This is a genomic window from Niabella terrae (assembly GCF_054783135.1).
Map to the genome: position 1 here is coordinate 142,876 of NZ_BAAGRD010000005.1, position 19,710 is coordinate 162,585.

Here is a 19,710-nt window from a genome sequence, read left to right on the forward strand (position 1 = left end):
TGGCCAGTGGGATAAACACGCGAAAATAAATGCTGCTGCAGAAATCAGGAACAATATCCACATTAAACCCTTGTTTTTGGTAGCTGATGACATATGCTTTTGAATTTGTGCAAACGTACATATTTTTTTTGATCCCCGGTGGAAAATTGAAAGGAAGCTTTCACCGATTGTCAATTTACTGTCAGTGGGATCTTCGCCGTAAATTCGCCATCCCAGTTGCCAGCTGAGAAAAAAGGAACAGGAATTGAATATTATTGATTTGAATTAATTACATTCGCTTTGTGTATGTGATACACAATGTAATTACAGATTGCTGTCAGAAGCCTTCTACGAAACTTAAGAGGAATGAGCCTACAATTCTATATCCGGTACCATACTGATTTTGGTCAGGACCTTTTTTTGGAGCTCCGGGATACCCATGGCAATGATCATTTGCTGCCTATGCAGTATCTGAATGAGCAATTTTGGTACCTGGAGTTACCGGGCAGGGACCTGGGTAGTTACCGCTTTGTAGTGCAGGACAATAATGGGAACCGCTTGCGGGAGGCCCGGGAGCGTATTTTATCCGCCACGGCGCAGCGCAGCAAGAATGACCTGAAAATCTATCATACCTGGAATTTTGGCGGTCAGGTAGAGAATGTATTTGATACGGCGCCTTTTAAGGATAGGCTGTTACCCACACGAAAACCCGCAACGCTCCGGTTACCGGAAACAACCACCCATGTTTTTAAGGTCAGGGCGCCGCTGCTGAAAGAAAACGAAGTAATCTGTCTGTTAGGTGAAATCGGGACGGCTCCTTACTGGAATACTGATGCACCCATCCTATTGCAGTATTCCGGTGATTATTGGGAAACAGCCATCAATCTTTCGGGTATGCCGTCACCCGCAGCCTATAAATATGGTATTTGGGATAAACAGCGAAAATGTTTTCTGGCTTATGAATCCGGCGACAACCGGCTTTGTATGGACGCTGCGGATCCCGGTCGGATAGTGGTGCTCGAAGATGGTTTTCTGCATGCGGAACCGGACAGTTGGAAGGGCGCGGGTCTGGCGATACCGGTTTTTAGCCTCAGGCGCAGCCAGGGCGCAGGTATTGGGGAGTTTACCGATCTGCACTTACTGGCAGATTGGGCCGCCGGGGTGGGACTCAAACTGATTCAGCTGCTACCGGTTAATGATACGACCGCCACTGGTACCAACAAAGATTCCTATCCTTATGCCGCCATTTCGGCATTTGCACTGCATCCCATTTATATCAACCTGAGCTCAGTTGCCGGCAAAGCGCATATCGCGATGATAGAAAAGCAACTTGAAGGCCCCGGCCGGGCATTGAATGAACTGGAAGATCTGGACTATGCTTCGGTACTGAACTTTAAAACCGGTTTACTGCGCCTTTTGTACAATACATTGGGGCCATCCTGTTTGCAATCGCCTGCCTATCGGGATTTTTTTGAAACCAACAGGCAATGGCTGGAACCTTATGCTGTTTTTTGTTACTATAGAGATACTTACAAAACGGCTGATTTTACCAGTTGGCCGGCCGAAACAGCCTATCAGGAGACCCAAATTGCGGCTTTATTTAGTGCAGAACATCCTGCCAGCAGCGAAATACTTTTTCATTGTTTTATACAATACCATCTGCATTGCCAGTTACAGGAGGCGGTAGCTTACGCCCATCAGAAAGGGGTGGTGATGAAAGGCGATATTCCGATTGGCGTTTATCGGTATGGCTGTGATGCCTGGATGGCGCCCGAACTATATAATATGGACCAGCAGGCCGGAGCGCCTCCGGATGATTTTGCCGATAAGGGACAGAATTGGGGATTCCCGACGTATAACTGGCAGCAAATGCAGAACGACGGTTTTGCCTGGTGGCGACAGCGGTTTGCGCAGATGAGTCATTATTTTGATGCCTTCCGGATTGATCATATTCTCGGATTTTTTCGGATATGGAGTATCCCGGTTGATGCGGTACAGGGTACCATGGGGCGTTTTGTGCCCGCCTTACCTGTCCGCGCGCAGGAATTTGGGGAACATGCGATCTGGTTTGACCGCGAACGCTATTGCCGCCCCTATATCACTGACGAAATTCTCTATCAGTTGTTCGGTGAACAGACATTCGAAATCAAAACTGATTTTCTGATACCCCTTCCCGGCGGACGCTATCAGCTCCGGCCAGAATTTGATACCCAGCGTAAAGTGGAAGCCTGGTTTGCGCATTCAACTGATGCGGCTGATTATGGCATACCGGTAAAGGAAAGCTTGTATGAACTAATCTCCAATGTCATTCTGTTTGAAGAAACCGGAGATCCGGAGGCTTTTCATTTTCGGATTGATATGGAGAAAACATGGTCCTTCCGCTGTCTTTCAGAAGCAGAACAATACAAACTGAAGCAGCTCTATATTGATTATTTCTACCGGAGACAGGATGATTTCTGGAAACGGGAATCCTTAAAAAAGCTCCCATCGTTGAAAGCCGCGACCAATATGCTGGTTTGTGGCGAAGACCTCGGTATGGTGCCGCATTGTGTCCCGGAAGTCATGCAATTACTCGGCATATTAAGTCTGGAAATCCAAAGGATGCCGAAGGCACCCGGTGCCGAGTTTTTCAATCCGGCTCAGGCGCCTTATCTATCGGTGATAACACCCTCTACCCATGATATGAGCACGATACGGGGCTGGTGGCAGGAGGATCCAGAAGCCACCCGTCGTTTTTATAATAAATTGATGGGGCAGACCGGCGAGCCACCGTTTTACTGCGAGCCCTGGATCTGTAGGGCGATAATATTGCAACACCTGTTTTCTCCGGCTATGTGGAGTATCTTTCAGTTGCAGGACCTGCTGGCGATCGGTGCAGAGCTGCGGCGGAAGGATCCCGATGCCGAACGGATCAATATTCCTGCGGACCCCAACCATTACTGGAAATACCGGATGCACCTCCCGCTGGAGGACCTGCTCACTGCCGCCGCTTTCAATCAGGATATCAGGGAAATGATGGAGCGAAGTGGCCGGGCGAACTAACCGGTTCCGGAATGTTCATCTCAGTAACTTACCTGAATCGTCCTTGTAATTTTTGACGACAGTTACATAATGCGCAGTCCCCGATGTCAGCCCGGTGTTTTCGCAATGGTTTGGCATCTGGTTGAAACCTGCTGAATTAATCCTATATGGTTAGATTTGCAAAAATCATTGTCATGCGAAAATATTTTGTACTTATCCTTGGACTATTGGCTGTGTTATCTGTTCAGGCTGAAATCCGTTTACCCGCCGTTATCGGAAATCATATGGTATTGCAACAGAAAGTTACCACCCGACTTTGGGGATGGGCGGCTCCATCTGAGAAAATTTTTATTACCACTTCCTGGAACAACCAGACGGATTCCACCACTGCTACCGGCAATGCGGATTGGGAGCTGGAATTAAAAACACCTGCCGCAGGAGGGCCTTATACGATTACATTGAAAGGGCGCAATACGATTGTACTGGAAGATATTATGGTCGGAGAGGTATGGGTATGCAGCGGTCAGTCCAATATGGAATGGGGCTACAGGCAAAACCTTCAGCAAATAAAGGACGAACTACCAGTCTGCTATAATAAGAATATTCGGCTCTTCAATGTCGAAAGAATTACTTCAGCAACACCGCAGGATGATTGTCGGGCAGCATGGGCCATTTGTGATAGCAACAGCTTAAAGGCATTCAGCGCCATTGGATATTTTTTTGGTAAAAAACTGAATTCCGATATGGATGTGCCCATTGGTTTGATCAATACTAACTGGGGCGGTACGCCGGCAGAAGTCTGGACACCCAGGGAGGCAGTAGAAAAAAATCCCGAACTCCTGACTGCTGCCAATAAACTAAAAGCCTATCCCTGGTGGCCTACAGCACCCGGGCGAACCTATAATACAATGATTGCACCGCTGATTCGTCATCAGATTGCCGGCGCCATCTGGTACCAGGGCGAAGCCAATACGGAAACAGCTGCTACCTATAGTGAGTTGCTCAATACCATGATTGGCAGCTGGCGCAAGGCCTGGGGAAAAGATTTTCCTTTTTATTATGTACAGATTGCGCCCTTTAAATACGGCGATAACCTAAATGGGGCGCTATTACGGGAACAACAGGCAAGGTCTGCGGCTTATCCTCATACCGGGATGGTCGTTATCAGTGATCTTGTTGATGATACCACCAATATACATCCGGTTAACAAAAAGGATGTAGCATTAAGGCTGGCCAACTGGGCGCTGGCTGATACCTATCATCAATTTCAGGGCGCCTATCAAAGTCCGGTCTATAAATCCATGCAGCTAAAGGGTAGTAAGGTCATATTGTCCTTTGATCATCTGCCCTCTGGATTTTCGGTAAAAGGTAAGAAGATAACGAACCTGTATATCGCCGGGGCGGACCGGGTATTCTATCCGGCCAATGCCAGGGTAGACGGAAAGACATTGATTGTTTCCGCTTCAAAAGTTAAAAATCCGGCAGCGGTCCGTTACTCATTCAGTAATACCGCTATCGGCAATGTATTCAGTAAGGAAGGGCTGCCACTGGCACCGTTCCGGACAGATAACTGGGAAATACAATAATTAATATATTCAGGGACTACTGGTTGATCCTCCCCATGGGGTAGGGTATGGGTCAATAACTGCCTGCGTCAGCAGCGGGCGCTCCGTTGACAATCGCTACGCCGGCACTACAGCCCAGGCGGGTGGCGCCCGCATCAATAAGTTCCCTGGCAAAGCCATAATCGCGGATACCACCGCTGGCTTTAATACCTGTGCCTTCCGGAAGGTGTTTTTTAAAGAGTTCGACCGCGTGGACACTGGCGCCTTTTTCAGCGTAACCCGTCGATGTTTTCAAATAATCAATACCGGCAGCACCATAAAGCTCGCAACATTTAATGATCTCCTCATCGGTCAGTATGCCGCTTTCGATAATGATTTTAACAACTTTGCCCTTTTCCTTGATGACCGGCAACAGGTGGTTGATCTCATTGGCAAGGTATTGCCAGTCCTGATTTTTCAGTGCAATCAGGTTGATCACAATGTCAATCTCATCTGCACCATCAACCAAGGCGAGCAGGACTTCTGCCAGCTTGGCTTCAATAGCAGAATAGCCAAAAGGGAATCCGATGACGGTACAGGTTTTTACCCCGGAACCTTCCAGCAGTTCCCTGGTAAGCTTGACAAAGGGAGGCGGTACGCAGGCGGCCGCAAACCGGTACTGCCTGGCTTCCGTGCAAAGTTTTTCGATATCACTGATCAGGGTAGTCGGCTTCAGGATGGTATGGTCTATATAACGGTTCAGTTCCATGTTGATGATGTATTAGGGCTCAAAAATAAGATTGTAGGTTTAAATAGACCATGGATTTTGTTTCTGGTTGGCATTACTTCATGACATGGCAACAAGTAGTATTCGAGATTCGGGGTTTTCAAAGATATTTGGAGGATAATTTGCTATATTAGTAAAAATCGATGCTTATGTTATTATTGAAGAATTTCAGTTGGGTCCTTTGTTTGACCCTGGGTACTACAGTTATGGCGCAACCGGGATCCCGTCAGCCACGACAGGTTGCTGCCGATCCGGTGGTAGCTGCGATGATGCAGGAGGAGCATACTAGTTCCCAACTCGAACAACTGGCCCATGAACTATTGGACGGCATCGGCCCCAGGCTGGTGGGTACGCCGGAAATGAAACAAGCAGGTGACTGGGCCCTTGAAAAATATAAAAGTTGGGGAATTGAAGCCCGTAGCGAACAGTGGGGGCAATGGCGGGGCTGGCAGCGCGGTCCGGCACATATAGACATGGTAACACCCCGCCTGAAATCGCTGGAAGGCACCCAGTTGGCCTGGAGCCCCGGTACAAATGGGAAGGCCGTCAGTGCGGAAGTGATGCTTTTACCGCGGGTGACCGATTCAGTAACATTTGCCCGATGGTTGCCTTCTGTAAAGGGCAAGTTTGTGATGATTTCCATGTTGCAACCAACCGGCCGACCGGATAAGAACTGGCAGGAATACGGAACACCGGCTTCTTTCGACAAAATGAAGCGGGAGCGGGACTCCATTGCGGATGCGTATTCGGCCAATATACAACGTACGGGATATAATAGCCGGACCCTGCCGCTTGTTCTGGAAAATGCGGGTGCCCTGGGCATCATCACCAATTACTGGTCCAGAGCAGTGGGCGCTGATAAAATTTTTGGTGCCTACACAAAGAAAATTCCTTCCGTGGATTTATCCCTGGAAGATTACGGAATGGTATACCGGCTGGCCGCTTCCGGCAATGCGCCCCAGCTACGAATGCAGATAACGTCTAAGGAATTGCCGCCAGAACCCACTTTTAATATTATTGCTTCGATTCCGGGTGTCGAAAAGCCGGATGAATATGTAATCTTATCGGCTCATTTTGATTCCTGGGATGGGGCCACCGGTGCCACCGATAATGGAACGGGCACACTGACGATGATGGAAGCCATGCGATTATTAAAGAAATTTTATCCCCGTCCAAAAAGAACGATATTGGTAGGACATTGGGGTAGTGAGGAGCAGGGGCTGAACGGTTCCCGCGCTTTTGTAGAAGATCACCCCGAAATCGTAGCAGGCATCCAGGCCGGATTTAATCAGGACAATGGTACCGGAAGGGTGACCAGCCTGCAGGGGCAGGGTTTTCTGCATGCCTATGAATTTCTGGGACGCTGGTTGGATAAAGTGCCGCAGGATATCCGTCAGTATATAGAAACGGGATTCCCGGGCAGACCGGGTACCGGCGGTTCGGATTTTGCTTCCTTTGTGATGGCGGGTGCGCCGGTGTTTTCGCTGAGCTCCCTGAGTTGGGACTATGGCACGATTACCTGGCATACCAACAGGGACACCTACGACAAGATTGTTTTTGATGACCTCAGAAATAACGCCCTGCTGACCGCCATTCTGGCCTATGCTGCCAGTGAGGATCCCCAGCGGACTTCGAGGGAAAAAATTGTATTGCCGGTGGATCCGCGGACCGGAAAACCCGGCCAATGGCCACAGCCGGTAGCTCCCAACAGAAAAGGCGGCCTGGATTAGCCGGGGAGGGGAATACCGGGTCATTTATATCCTGGCGTCACTGGTGGGCGACAGGATATTTAGTTGCAACAATAATCTTAAAAAATGATTTACTTAACACAGTTGATTTACCTGCATGAAGGGCAGGAGGCCGTCTTTGATCAGTTTGAAGCCGTCGCCATACCGCTGATTGCCCAATATCGCGGGCAACTGCTATTCAGAATCCGGCCACAGGAGAATGATTTTATTGAGATCAGCGGTGAAAAGCCCTATGAACTGCATCTGGCAACCTTCCCTACTGAACAGGATTTTCAGGAATTTGCCCGGGATGAATCACGCCGGCAATGGCTGCATTTAAAAGAGCAGTCCATTAGATCGGTATTGTTAATTCAGGGTGTTGCTATTTGAGCGGTTGCGCACGTACTATCTAAATGTTGTCGAAGCAGGGGGACCTAGTATGCATTCACACTGATAATCACAAAAAAACCTAACCCTGCCGGTAGCAGGATTAGGTATTAAGATTGTTGGACAACTGTGAAGGCGGGGCCGGGATACTATCTGAAGATGGGTCGTCGGGTTTATTTTTTCAGTTCTTGAATTTTCAGGCTTCTGAAATATACATGGTTGCCATGGTCCTGTAATAGCAAATGCCCCTTGGGCGCCATGCCGAAATTTTTCCAGTCCTTGTATTTGCTGATGGCGACCAGCGCATTAAATTCCTTGGAGCCGCGGGTGTAGGTAACCATTTTCCAGCCGTTTAGCCAGTGTTCTACCCGGTTGTCCGGATATACTTTAATCATGCCCTTGTTCCATTGACCGATTTGCTTGCGGGCGCGCCGCTCGCGGTTCGACGCGATCAGGTCATAGAGCGATGCCAGGGTGCGGTTGTTATCACGACCCAGTTTAGCGTCAGGATGACGGGCGTCATCCAGGATCTGGTATTCCAGACCAATTGCAGAACCTTTATTATGCTCGTTTTCAGTAACAAAATATTTGACACCGCTGTTGGCGCCCTCTGTCAGTTTGAAATCAAACTGAAATACAAAAGCGCCATAGGTCTTATCAGAAACGATATCGCCGCCATTGGTAGATTCTCCACCATTGGCAGGCAGTACTTCCAATACACCCTCCTTGACAGTCCAGCCTTTTTCAGGAAAACTTTTTTTATAGGCACCCCGCCAGCCCTTGGTGCTCACCCCGTCAAATAATAACCGGACACCGTTTTTCTTTTCTGCAGCAGAGAGATTATTAGGTATCATATTTACGACAAAGACGCCCTCCAGGGGTGCAGGTTTCAGGTTTTCGGTCTGGATGCGGATATTACGCCAGCTGATCTGACGTCCTGCTTCCTCCTGTTTGCCAATCGCATGTACCTGCAGCGCGATAAAGCCTTTGGGTGTCATATCATCAATTAAATGCGCGGCGGCAATACCATTCACCCAGGTTCTGATGGAATGACCGATGCATTCAATCCGGGCTTTGTTCCACTGATCTTTCTTAAATGCATGTTGCCCTGCGGGGTTCAGGTCCATCTGGTACAACCAGTCTCTTCTGGCTTCATCGTATATGCCACCAGTCCAGGCCCGGTCGGATGGATCTATTTCAAATTGATAGCCGTGTACCCTGCCTTTTTGATAGTCAGGAGTGCTGAGACTTCTGAACTGCACACCCGAGTTCATCCGGTTGTCCACTTTAAATTCGAATTCGAGTATAAAATCACCGTAGTCTTTTTCGGTCACCATAAACGAATTGGGTTCGCCAAATACCGTTGTACCGACAATCGTACCGTCCTTAACCTCGTACTTCGCTTTGCCGTTTAATTGTTTCCAGCCCGTCAGATCCGTTCCGTTGAAAAGATCTTTCCATTGCGCCAGTAAACTGCTCTGTATCAGTAAGGCAATAAGGGTAACTCCTGCTATTTTTTTCATCATGTTTGTATTAATAGTGAACTATGTTTATTTTCGGGTCCCGGCGGCTGGCAGATACTTTCTTGCAAATTTGTTCTGAAAATGCCGGCGAAGGGTTTTTTCAGCTTGCGCCAGGTACGTTTGCCATGACAAGCCAGCCTCAAATATATCAAACCTTCAAAAATTTAAATAATCTTTTTAAAAAATCTATTGCCAAATGAATGATCGTCGGAATTTTATCAGAAGAAGTGTAATAATTGGTACAGGAGCCCTGCTCTCTCAGGACCTGTTTGCTGCCATGAAAAATAAAGTCAGTGCCAATGACAGGATCGCACTGGGAGTGATTGGATGCCGGGGGCAGGGTTGGAATAACCTGAAAGCACTGCTGAAAGTTCCGGAAGTTAACTGCATCGCGCTTTGTGATATCGACGAGAATGTTTTGAGTCAGCGCCTGGGCGAATTGGAAAAGCTTAACATTAAACCCAAAAAGTATATTGATTACCGCCAGCTGCTGGATGATAAGGACATCGATATCGTGGTCGTAGCAACGCCCGATCACTGGCACTGTTTGCAAATGATTGATGCCTGTTCCGCCGGAAAAGATGTGTTTTGTGAAAAACCCGTGGCCAATTCAATATATGAGGCCCAGTTGATGCAGCAGGCGGCAGGTCGTTACGACCGCGTCGTACAAGTAGCCCAATGGCAGCGAAGCATGCAGCATTTTAACGATGCGATGGCTTTTGTACATTCCGGTAAACTCGGAACGGTTTCTTCTACCAAGGCCTGGATGTACCGGGCGGGCACCAAAGCCCTGCCGGTGGTACCCAATAGCCCGGTTCCTCAGGGGGTACACTATGACCGCTGGCTCGGACCGGCTTCCAAACGGCCCTTCAATAAAAATCGTTTTCATTATGAATTCCGGTGGTTCTGGGACTATGCCGGCGGCCTGATGACCGACTGGGGGGTGCACCTCATAGATATGGTATTGATGGGCATGAAAGCCGGTATTCCCAAATCGGTAATGGCTACCGGCGGTAAATATGTATTTCCGGGTGATGCCCGTGAGACTCCGGATATCCAGACAGCCTTATATGATTTCGGGAACTTTCAGATGAGCTGGGAGCACAATATGGCGACCGGCGTCGGTTTGTATAATATGCAGCACGGGATCGCTTTTATCGGATCCAATGGCACTTTGCTGCTGAGCCGGCGCGGCTGGGAAGTGCGCCCTGATAAAGATAAAATGGAGGCTGTTCCCTGGTCTAAATCCGTAGATGTAGGACTGGATAAACATGCCGTCAATTTTATTGATGTGGTAAAAAGCCGTCGCAAGCAGGACCTCCATTGCCCGATTGAAGCCGGCGCCCGGGTCGCGATTGTCAGTCATTTCGGAAATATTGCGGTCCGTACCGGTGAAAAAATATACTGGGACGATGCCAAAAACAAATTTGACAACAGGGAAGCCAGCCGACTGGTAAAACCGGATTATCACAATGGCTGGAAATTACCCCAGGTTTAAATTGTTTCGGGCGAGGGAATGGTAGAATTGGTTTAAGAAATTTGACCTATTTTGTGCGAATCGTTTTGAAGTACAGTGGATGAGGCTGCCATGAAGGACGCCATATGCGCCGGACTGGAAGCCGTTTCATCCGCAATTAATTCACTATTGAAAGCAAATAGATGAAAGCAGTCATTGGTATCATTTTATTGGCAGTAACGGCTTGTAAGACCGGGCCGGCACCCACGTCCATACCTGCTACGCCGCTTGCCCTGAAAATTGATCAGCAGCAACAGCTGGGTGGCCTTCAGCTGACCGTTAAAGAGATTCGGGAAAGCCGCTGTCCGATGAACGCCCGCTGTATCCGTGCTGGTGAAGCTATAGCGATGATCAATGTGTTACAACAGGACAAGGAGCGCAATATTCAGCTTTGCAGTGGAGCCGATTGCAGAAGAGCGGGACTGGGCAGTACCTATACCCTGAATGAAGGGGAGCTCAAATACCTGTTTCAGCTGGACAGTATCACCCCAGATCCCGGTAAAACCTTGGTGCGCAGTGAGAAGGTCGTTCATTTTACGGTCAGCCAGATCCGCTAGCCAGGCAGCGCCGGCGATAATCCTTTTGACGGAGATTGTAATGTAAGCAGCCGGACCGTTCCGTTTGTTCTAAGCCGGGACCGAGCTGCCCGATTCCGGTTTGCTTTATGTCGCCCCGACTTCGTTACCAGCTGTTTGGACGACATCCTTCCGGCCTGCAGGCTGATGCACTGTAGCGGGACGGCTTGTTGCACAAAATACGCTAATATCTATTAGCGCATACTGGTAAGCCACCAGGTATTGCCGAAGGGATCCTTGATGCCGCCGCTGCGGCCATAGTCCTGATCCGCCAGTTTGTTGACAACAGTTGCTCCGTGATCCAGTGCTTTTTGAAAGCTGAAGTCGGCATCTTCCACATACAGGAAGAGATTGGCATTTGCGACATCGAAAAATTCGTTCACGTCGGCAAACATGATATTACAGCCATTAATTCGGACTTCTGCATGCATGATGATCTGATTGTCATTGTCCCGATAACTTTTGAATACTTCCTCAGCACCAAAAACATCCCGGGTAAAATCGATGAAGCCGAGCGCATTCTTTAAAATGAGATAGGGCATGAGGGGTTGGTGTCCTTTAGGGATTTTCATAATTAAATATTTCTGATTGATTAAAACTACGGCTATCTGCCCAAATACCCTAAAATGGAGAAGCTGGTTTCCGTCAACCAGGGCGCGAACAGCGCCAGTATCCAGATCAGACCGATCAGCAGTTTTCCGAACAGGCCTATATCCATCAGCAGGGTTCGCTGTAATACCGAGGCCACCATTTGGGCGATTTTTTCTTCCCGCGCGCTATAGGTATAAGGAGGTGGGTCCAGCTGTTGCAGGGAGGGAACATGTTGTATAAGGGCGCTACGGATCTGCCAGTAATCTGCATCCGGAAGATTTTCATAGCTATTTTCCAGGGGCAGGCCGGCAGCTTCCATTTCTTTTTCCAATTTCTGATTGCTTCGGGTTGCGATTAAGCGATAGATAAATAGCGCAGGAAAAACAAACAGCAGATAGATTTCTGTATAGATTGCCAGCCAGCCGGTGATACCGGCTGATAAAATCATAAAAATAGTACTGAGCCGGCCTTCTTCATCCAGGTACACCCGGTTGAGCAGCTGCCCGCCGTCCAGCGGATAGACCGGTAGCAGGTTGAGGAGATTGGCCCAGATCAACAGCTGCGCCACAAAATCAAGCGGAACCTGGCCCAAATACAAGGGCTGGTCTTTGGAGATGGCCGCCAGCAAAAGTCCTAGCAGAAGGCCGGGCAGGGGACCCGCCAACAGGATTACGGCACTCTGCTGTTGGCTGATCTGATTTTTTCTGCCCCTTACCAACGCGCCGAGAAAAGGAAGAAATAAGATACCCAGGTCCTGGTAGCGGTAGTATTTCATGGCCAAAAAATGCCCCGCTTCATGCAGCAACAGCACACCTGATAACAGCAACAGCAGATCCCAGCGCCTCAATACCATATAACCCAGACCCAGGTAGAGGACCAGGCTGTACAGCCCCCTGATCCATTGCGTACGATGATCTGCCGTCAGCGGAAATTTAGGAGGCAGGTTGACTCCCGGCGCGTCTGTAACTTGATTTTCAGCGGCTGTCATCGGCTGAAAAATAAGGAGTGAATCGCTTGTGAAGGGCTTCGGGCATTTTACTGCGGCTGCGGTCCTGGGCGTCGATGAAATAAAGCAATATCCGGGCAGAAGCCAGCAATTCTTTTCTTTCATTATACAGCTCCTGTTCAAACCAGACCTTATGGTCTTGGGGAAGTTCCCGCAGCCGGACGGTTACCGTCAGCAACTCGTCATAGAAAGCGGGCCGCAGGTAACGGCACTGGACTTCTACCACAGGCATTACAACACCCATTTTCTCCATATCGGCATAAGTAAATCCCAGTTGCCGGATGGATTCTGCGCGGGAAACTTCAAAGTACTGAAAATAGTTGCCGTGATAGACGACACCCATCTGATCGGTCTCTGCATAGCGTACCCGGATCGTTGTTTCAGCTGTAAACATGGTATTTATAAAACCTGCCGTAAAACCCAAAAGTCTTTAGTTTCTAAGGCAGAAAACTGTTCTTTGTATAATTGTAAAATACATTTGTCTTTAGCAAATGGGTAGTTCACTTGCCGATGACTTTATCCAGACTGTATTTTCCGGGACCCATCAGGAAAAGGGCTATAAATACGACCAGATAGATACCGGCCATTTCCCCTTCGCCATACAGGTCACCACCATGCGCAAAGAACAAAGCGACCACCATCGTAATGATTAACGGAATCGATGCCAGCCGGGTCAGCAGACCGAGAATAATCAAACCGGCACAGAATACTTCGGAGAAAATGGCCAGGCTTAAAGATGCCTTGGTGCCAATGTAAAAAGGGTCCGCAAAGCCTTTTTCGGCAATTGCGCTGAAATTGGACAATTTTTTCATACCGTGGTCTACCAGGAGGGCAGACCCGGAAATCACACGGAGGAACAACAGGGCGATACTCACGGAAGGCTCTGCATATTTACTCGTCATTAACTTCATAATGTCTTTTTGCAAACAAACTTAGGAAAGCTTGTGGAAAAAAAAGCTTTTTTTTAAAGAACGAAGCCATCCCCATATAACCCAGGTTATTAAGTGGCAGTAGTTTGCCGTAAGGGGCCATGTACAGGGCAATAAGATGTACCGGCGATGATATCCGCAGGTGTTCCCGAAGAAAGCCTGCGATTGACTATATTCGTTTTAAATTTGACGGTATGTTCAATCTATTATCCAACTATTTACTGGAACATAAAAGTCTGGCACTGCCCCGAATTGGGGTTTTTGAAATTCGTCCCCGTAATGCCCGGGCAGATATGTCGACAGCTACCATTGAAGCACCTGACTGGAATCTGCATTTTCGCGCTGATAACAATCCGGTGGAAGCATTGCAGAATGGTCCCCTCTATGACTGGTTGTCGACGCGCATGCAGCTGACCCGCGAAGCGGGCAGGGAACGATTTGAGCAGTTTGTTCAGGATCTGGAACGCCGGCTGATGAATGGGGAGCAGGTGCTTTGGCCAGAGCTGGGACAGTTGGAATATAATGAGGGCGCTGTTTTATTTACCCCGCAGCAGGAAGAGCTTTCACCATTTAGTCCGGTAACAGCGCAGAAAGTATTACGTGAAAATAGCAGCCATGCATCGCTGGTGGGTGACAGGGAAACCACTACCGGAGCCATGCGGCAGGAACTCAGCCAACAGGAGGAACCCCGGCCCCAAAGCCGGTTACTGATGTGGATATTACTCGGACTGGCCCTGGCGGCCGGCGCATGGTATTTCTCTGTCAATGGTTGTAGTAAAACTGCAAGTGGTAACCGGCAGCAATTGGATACAAAGGAACCCTCGTCTACTTACCAATTGCGTTAAGAAATCGTCATGGCAGAATGGATCAGGAGCGCCATTATTCAGCAATGGTATTGATTAATTTTTTCTCTCCGACGATCCAGACAACATCTCCTTCCTGGAAGATCCAGGTAGATTCGGGATTAAGGAAACGTTCGCCGTTTCTTTCCACACCGACTACCAGACCGTGGGCCTTGTTCCGCAGGTCCGATTCGTGAATATTTCTATTCAGAAAAGGGGACTCGGCGCCGATTATAATCTGATCCAGTTTCATCTCCACTTCAGGACGATTTTCAGTTAGTTTTTTATCCGGGCGAAGCAAGGCGGATATCTTACGTTCCTGACTGTCAGTGCAGATAATATAGAGTTTGTCTCCCGGAAATATCATATCATTTTTATCTGGTGGGATAATGGTAATGAGTCCCCGCTTGATCATGGCAACATTGATGCCGACTCTTTCCCGCCACTGCAGATCTTCCAGTTTCCGACCGGTGATATTGATAGATTCTGAAGGAACATCGAAAGCGGATAAATGCGCGTCCCAGGGTGCCATGCTGGTGTTGCGCCGCAATGCCGCCTGTTCGGCCAGTAACCTTTTAGCTTCAATTTCCCGGGTGTTCAGGTTTCTGATAAACCTTGCTTCAATATCATTATAGGTACGTTGCAGTCTTTTACGAAAGATCACGAGCAGGATGACCAGAACCAGCGCAGTTAATATAGCCACGTCCCGGGAGTACACACTTCTCAGCAACAGGAGCATGAAAAATAAAGCGAGCACCAGCTTAATGGCCCGCATGATCCAAATCGGTCCCAGGTATCGTTGCTGGGCATATATGCGTATAAAACTTTCGTTTTTTTCGTTGCGTATTATTAGCGCCCAAAGGAAGGGTGACATGGCTCCCAGGGTGATAATAATGGTGGAAATACTTCCGAAGTTATATCCCAGTTCACGGAGCCAGGGCAACAGGTAGGCGGTACTGATGATGATCAGTGCCGTTACAATCACCGAAAAAATGATGCAATTCGACAAAAAAGATTTCAGCACCGCATGCCAGTCGCTCACCGACCGGAGTGCGGTTGCTTCCACGCTATACCGGTTCAGTCTTTCCTGCCAGGTGGCAGGCAACTTGCTGTTAATCCAGTTATATACCGGTACGCTGGCCAGTGTCTGGTAAGGAGCTGTGAAAATGGTCAGGGCGGAGACGACGATAATAATGGGGTACAGTTTGTCGGAAATAACATCGAAGCGGTTTCCCAGGGACGCAATCAAAAAAGAGAATTCACCGATCAACGCGAGACTCATCCCGGTTTGAAGTGAGATGCGAAGCGAATTGCCTGAAATGAAAGCACCGGTGGTAATGATAATTGATTTCCCGACGATGACTGTAGCTGCAATCAGCAGTATGGGCAGGTAATACTCCGCGATGATGTTCAAATCCACCAACATGCCCACAGAGATAAAAAAGATGGCGCCAAAGAGATCACGCACCGGAATGATCAGGTGTTCAATTTTTTCCGCCTTTGTGGTTTCCGCCAGTAGTGATCCCATTACGAAAGCGCCCAGCGCTGCAGAGAAGCCTGCCTGAGCAGAAAAATAAACCATCACAAAACACATGGCGACTGAAATGATCAGCAGAATCTCATCAGAAAGAAATTTACGGGCTCGCTTTAGTATGGAGGGTACCAAAAGGATGCCACCGATGAACCAGAGGACCAGGAAAAAAATCAGTTTGAAAACGGACATCAGGATTTCGGTCGCATCAAAAGCATGGCTGGCTACAAATGTACCCAGTAAAACAAGCAGAATCACGGCAATCAAATCTTCCACCACAAGTATGCCATAGACCAGTCCGGCAAAGTTTCGCTGTTTGAGATTAAGATCATTAAAGGTTTTAATGATTACGGAAGAAGAGGAAATAGTCAGGCAGGCTCCCAGAAAAATGCAGTCCATATAGGGCCAGTTCATCAACCGGCCAAGAAAGAAACCCACCACTGCCATGCCTACCGCCTCAAAGCCCGCGGCCGTTGTTGCTGAACCACCTAGTTTGGCCAGTTTTTTAAAACTGAATTCCAGCCCCAAACTAAACAGCAGAAAAATCACACCAATCTCTCCCCATGTCTGTACGGCGCTGATTTCATAGACCTGAGGGGGGAAAATTTTAAAATTCGGGCTGATCAGAATACCCGATACCAGGTAACCCAGTATCAACGGCAGCTTGAGACGCTTAAAGATAATGGTGATCACTGCGGCGACCCCCAGTATTAAAGCAAGATCGGATATTAAATGTGGTAGATGCGTCATATATTTTATTAACCGCCTTCAAAATCTCCCCGATTGTAGATGGTCATACTGAGATGTCCATCTTACAATAATTGATGAAACACAAAATTAATGGGTGCAAATGTTGATATTTCCGGAATTACGGAACTTTCGGTTAGCACCGAATATAGAAAAAAAATGGATTTTTTACAATTTTATTTTCGGGTCAATGTCGCAAATCTAAAATGCTGACATACAGGAAACGCAGCTCCGGGCTAATGCAGTAAATTGCAGCTGCAGCGCCTAAGGGAAATGGGCTTTGCCGGTAGACTTAAATTTTGAGCCCATGCGTTTTTATTGTATAGATCAAGAAGCCCAATCCTGCCTGTTAAAAGACGGCAGCAGATTTTCCCACGCCGGCGGTTCTGCTGCCATCCGGTGGCTGCTGCTGGTCCTAGTCTTAATCGGATGCGGGCCCGCCAGATTAAAAGGCAGGACTTCGACCCTGGCTGATTCAGGTGGAAGGGGAGCCGACATTTACGTATCACTGATGCAGTTTAATATATGGCAGGAAGGAACCAAAGTGCCCGGAGGCTTTACTGGTATTGTAGATGAAATCGCAGCGTACCGGCCGGATTTTGTCTCATTAATAGAAATACGTAATTACAATCATATAGATTTCCTGCAGCGCCTAACCGATAGTCTGCAAAACCGGGGTCTGAAATATTACTTTAAAAGCAGCCAGGGCAGCGGACTCATCAGCAGGCATCCAATTCTTGCATTTTATCAAGGTGATAGCCTGCCTTCCCTGCATAAAATCATCGTCGAACCGGAGGGGGTAAGGTTGGCGGTTTACAGCGCACACCTGGATTATACGCATTATGCACAATACCTGCCCCGGGGCTATGATGGATCCGGAAAGAAACTACCGTCGCCAATAACAGCTGCCACCGCGCTACTGGCGGAGGATGCAAAGTCCACAAGGCCCGCCGCCATAGCTGGATTTCTGCAGGATGCAGCCGCGGAAAAAGCCAGGGGTGGCCTGATATTACTGGCGGGGGATTTTAATGAAGCGTCGCATCTGGACTGGACGGAAAGAACCAGTCATTTGTTTGACCATAACGGAGCAGTAGTGAACTGGCCCAGCTCCCGAAGTCTGTATGCACACGGGTTTAAAGACAGCTTTCGGGAACGCTGGCCGGATGAAGTCCTTTACCCGGGCTTTACCTGGGTGGTTCGTCAACCCTGGATCAACGAGGCCGATGAGCGCGACCGCATCGATTTCATATATTATTTTGATGATGGACGCATCCGGCCTGTTGCCAGCTGGCTGATCGGCCCGGGGCTTTCCTGGATTGCGGGCCGTCAGGAAGCAGACCCTGATGCAGCCAATATCCGGCTTCCCCAATCGGTTTGGCCCTCTGACCACCGCGCCCTGCTGACCCGTTTTCGCATCAGCAGGAAGTAGCAACAGCGGGCTGACCGCAACGTTAGTATCTCGGGTTTCGACGCCTTTTATCCAACATCTGGTGTTCTAAAAATCAGGTGCCGGCGCCGGGAATATCCTATTTTTACCGATTTTCAACATTCAATCGAGTTCAAATAGCGACATGCAGTTTCAACAGACCACCACAAAGCCCCATTACGCCATTCTGGATGGTATGCGGGGTATCGCTGCCATTATTATTGTCATTTTTCATTGTTACGAAATACTTACCCCGGAGCTCACTGATAATCCGGTTGCCCACGGTTATTTAGCGGTGGATTTCTTCTTCTGTCTTTCCGGATTTGTCATCGGCTATGCCTATGACAACCGCGTAGCGACAATTGGCGTGAAACGTTTCCTGCTGAATCGGCTCATTCGGCTGCAACCCCTGGTGATACTGGGCACCCTGCTGGGGCTGGCGGGACTTTTTCTGGATTCTTTTACGACCGTATCGCCTGTACAGGAATTTGGTTGGAGTCGTATCCTGGTTGCAACCCTTGGTTCCCTGCTGCTGCTACCCGCACCCATCCTGGGCCGGTACGGAAATGTATTTCCGCTGAATGCACCCGCCTGGTCACTGTCCATGGAATATTTTATCAACCTGTTCTATGTATTTGTGCTGGTGCATCTTTCCCGACGGCTGCTCTTGGTTTTTCTGGTGGCAGCAGCAGCCTTTCTGATTTGGGTAGCGGCCACAGAAGGCATCATCATCGGCGGCTGGTCCGCGGCCAGTTATAGGGACGGTTATGCCCGCGTCCTGTTTTCTTTTATCGCAGGCCTGACGGTCTACCGATTCCGGCTGGTTGTCGCAAACCGAATCCCGTTCTGGACCTTCACCCTCTTGTTAGTCGGCATCTTCCTGATCCCGCATACCGATCGGGATTGGCTGGTAGAATTACTATTGGTGGTGCTGGCTTTCCCTTTACTAATTGCCCTGGGAGCCGGCAGCCGGGCCAGGGGCTGGGTGCACCGCTTTGGCCTGGCACTGGGCGCCGTTTCCTATCCCCTGTACATGGTTCATTACTGGATGATCTGGATCCTGGGTGCTTATGCCGCCACCAATCCGGGGATGCCGGCGCTGTATCGTGCTTCGGGCCTGATACTGGTGGCTGCCCTGATCCTGGCCTGGCTGGTCCTCAAATATTTTGACGAACCGGTCCGTAAACGTCTGACAATCATTATGAAACAAAAAAATAAATCCGAAACAGCCGATAAATCGTAAAATGAGCGTACCTTTGCCCTCCGATTTTTTGAATCGGCATTGCCTGAAGAGGTTCGAAAAGGATTCCGCCGGTGCGGAAACGCCTCAAGGGTGTCATAATAAATATCAATTTACCATGCCAAAGGTAAAAACAAACTCCAGCGCCAAGAAGCGCTTTAAAGTAACAGCTACGGGCAAAATCACCCACCAAAAGAGTTTCAAACGTCACATCCTGACCAAAAAATCCACAAAACGTAAACGTCATATGCGTCTTGACGGCGTTGTGGCAAAACCCAATCTGGATTTTGTAAAACGTTTGCTGAGACTGAAATAATGCTCAGACTGTAAATCAGTATA

The 19,710-nt window shown here is 48.7% G+C and carries 18 protein-coding genes; 11 read left to right on the forward strand and 7 right to left on the reverse strand.

Annotated features, from left to right (window positions below):
• Nucleotides 1-345: 345 nt before the first annotated feature.
• Both ACYVI9_RS06540 and ACYVI9_RS06545 read left to right on the forward strand, forming a co-directional pair.
• Nucleotides 346-3,021, forward strand: coding sequence for a 4-alpha-glucanotransferase (locus tag ACYVI9_RS06540; RefSeq protein WP_460762276.1), 2,676 nt, complete (start codon nt 346-348; stop codon nt 3,019-3,021).
• Between the two features lie 173 nt (nt 3,022-3,194).
• The gene (locus ACYVI9_RS06545) at nt 3,195-4,586 is read left to right on the forward strand and encodes a sialate O-acetylesterase (protein ID WP_460762278.1); all 1,392 of its coding nucleotides are present in this window, start codon (nt 3,195-3,197) and stop codon (nt 4,584-4,586) included.
• A 52-nt stretch (nt 4,587-4,638) separates the two neighbouring features.
• Here ACYVI9_RS06545 and deoC read toward each other — a convergent pair whose 3' ends face one another.
• The gene (gene deoC, locus ACYVI9_RS06550; RefSeq protein WP_460762281.1) at nt 4,639-5,313 is read right to left on the reverse strand and encodes a deoxyribose-phosphate aldolase; all 675 of its coding nucleotides are present in this window, start codon (nt 5,311-5,313) and stop codon (nt 4,639-4,641) included.
• Between the two features lie 167 nt (nt 5,314-5,480).
• On the opposite strand from deoC, the gene ACYVI9_RS06555 reads away from it, so the two are divergent.
• Both ACYVI9_RS06555 and ACYVI9_RS06560 read left to right on the forward strand, forming a co-directional pair.
• Nucleotides 5,481-7,061 carry a M20/M25/M40 family metallo-hydrolase gene (locus ACYVI9_RS06555; RefSeq protein ID WP_460762284.1) on the forward strand — a complete coding sequence of 527 codons (1,581 nt, stop codon included), beginning with the start codon at nt 5,481-5,483 and terminating at the stop codon, nt 7,059-7,061.
• A gap of 84 nt (nt 7,062-7,145) precedes the next feature.
• Nucleotides 7,146-7,448 (forward strand): DUF1330 domain-containing protein, encoded by a 303-nt coding sequence (locus ACYVI9_RS06560; RefSeq protein ID WP_460762287.1) that lies wholly within the window; start codon nt 7,146-7,148, stop codon nt 7,446-7,448.
• 170 nt (nt 7,449-7,618) lie between these two features.
• On the opposite strand, the gene ACYVI9_RS06565 is transcribed toward ACYVI9_RS06560, so the two are convergent.
• On the reverse strand, nt 7,619-8,968 hold the full coding sequence (locus ACYVI9_RS06565; RefSeq protein ID WP_460762289.1) for a 3-keto-disaccharide hydrolase: 1,350 nt from the start codon (nt 8,966-8,968) through the stop codon (nt 7,619-7,621).
• Nucleotides 8,969-8,991: 23 nt separating this feature from the next.
• Here ACYVI9_RS06565 and ACYVI9_RS06570 point away from each other — a divergent pair, with 23 nt between their 5' ends.
• The 3 genes from ACYVI9_RS06570 (at nt 8,992) to ACYVI9_RS06580 (ending at nt 11,041) form a co-directional block, all read left to right on the forward strand.
• Nucleotides 8,992-9,168 carry a hypothetical protein gene (locus tag ACYVI9_RS06570; RefSeq protein ID WP_460762292.1) on the forward strand — a complete coding sequence of 59 codons (177 nt, stop codon included), beginning with the start codon at nt 8,992-8,994 and terminating at the stop codon, nt 9,166-9,168.
• Nucleotides 9,165-10,466 (forward strand): Gfo/Idh/MocA family protein, encoded by a 1,302-nt coding sequence (locus ACYVI9_RS06575; protein WP_460762295.1) that lies wholly within the window; start codon nt 9,165-9,167, stop codon nt 10,464-10,466. Before ACYVI9_RS06570 ends, ACYVI9_RS06575 begins: the two co-directional genes overlap by 4 nt.
• A gap of 161 nt (nt 10,467-10,627) precedes the next feature.
• On the forward strand, nt 10,628-11,041 hold the full coding sequence (locus ACYVI9_RS06580; RefSeq protein ID WP_460762297.1) for a hypothetical protein: 414 nt from the start codon (nt 10,628-10,630) through the stop codon (nt 11,039-11,041).
• A 212-nt stretch (nt 11,042-11,253) separates the two neighbouring features.
• On the opposite strand, the gene ACYVI9_RS06585 is transcribed toward ACYVI9_RS06580, so the two are convergent.
• The 4 genes from ACYVI9_RS06585 to ACYVI9_RS06600 form a co-directional block, all read right to left on the reverse strand.
• Nucleotides 11,254-11,631: a VOC family protein gene (locus ACYVI9_RS06585; protein ID WP_460762300.1), complete on the reverse strand. Its 378-nt coding sequence runs from the start codon at nt 11,629-11,631 to the stop codon at nt 11,254-11,256.
• Nucleotides 11,632-11,663: 32 nt separating this feature from the next.
• Entirely contained in the window at nt 11,664-12,638 is a 975-nt protein-coding gene (locus ACYVI9_RS06590; RefSeq protein WP_460762303.1) for a site-2 protease family protein, read from the reverse strand.
• On the reverse strand, nt 12,625-13,050 hold the full coding sequence (locus tag ACYVI9_RS06595) for an acyl-CoA thioesterase (RefSeq protein WP_460762305.1): 426 nt from the start codon (nt 13,048-13,050) through the stop codon (nt 12,625-12,627). The genes ACYVI9_RS06590 and ACYVI9_RS06595 overlap by 14 nt, the downstream gene beginning before the upstream one ends.
• Before the next feature lie 106 nt (nt 13,051-13,156).
• Nucleotides 13,157-13,567, reverse strand: a complete 411-nt coding sequence (locus ACYVI9_RS06600; protein ID WP_460762308.1) for a DoxX family protein — start codon at nt 13,565-13,567, stop codon at nt 13,157-13,159.
• Nucleotides 13,568-13,779: 212 nt separating this feature from the next.
• Here ACYVI9_RS06600 and ACYVI9_RS06605 point away from each other — a divergent pair, with 212 nt between their 5' ends.
• Complete coding sequence (locus tag ACYVI9_RS06605; protein WP_460762311.1) at nt 13,780-14,430, forward strand: hypothetical protein; 651 nt, start codon at nt 13,780-13,782, stop codon at nt 14,428-14,430.
• A gap of 34 nt (nt 14,431-14,464) precedes the next feature.
• Here ACYVI9_RS06605 and ACYVI9_RS06610 read toward each other — a convergent pair whose 3' ends face one another.
• A complete protein-coding gene (locus ACYVI9_RS06610) occupies nt 14,465-16,708 on the reverse strand; it encodes a cation:proton antiporter domain-containing protein (RefSeq protein ID WP_460762313.1) in 2,244 nt (747 codons plus the stop codon).
• A gap of 304 nt (nt 16,709-17,012) precedes the next feature.
• Here ACYVI9_RS06610 and ACYVI9_RS06615 point away from each other — a divergent pair, with 304 nt between their 5' ends.
• From ACYVI9_RS06615 to rpmI, 3 genes are all read left to right on the forward strand, one after another.
• Nucleotides 17,013-18,134 carry an endonuclease/exonuclease/phosphatase family protein gene (locus ACYVI9_RS06615; protein WP_460762317.1) on the forward strand — a complete coding sequence of 374 codons (1,122 nt, stop codon included), beginning with the start codon at nt 17,013-17,015 and terminating at the stop codon, nt 18,132-18,134.
• A 142-nt stretch (nt 18,135-18,276) separates the two neighbouring features.
• A complete protein-coding gene (locus tag ACYVI9_RS06620; protein ID WP_460762319.1) occupies nt 18,277-19,374 on the forward strand; it encodes an acyltransferase family protein in 1,098 nt (365 codons plus the stop codon).
• A gap of 1 nt (nt 19,375) precedes the next feature.
• On the forward strand, nt 19,376-19,687 hold the full coding sequence (gene rpmI / locus ACYVI9_RS06625) for a 50S ribosomal protein L35 (RefSeq protein WP_460762322.1): 312 nt from the start codon (nt 19,376-19,378) through the stop codon (nt 19,685-19,687).
• The last annotated feature ends 23 nt before the right edge of the window (nt 19,688-19,710 follow it).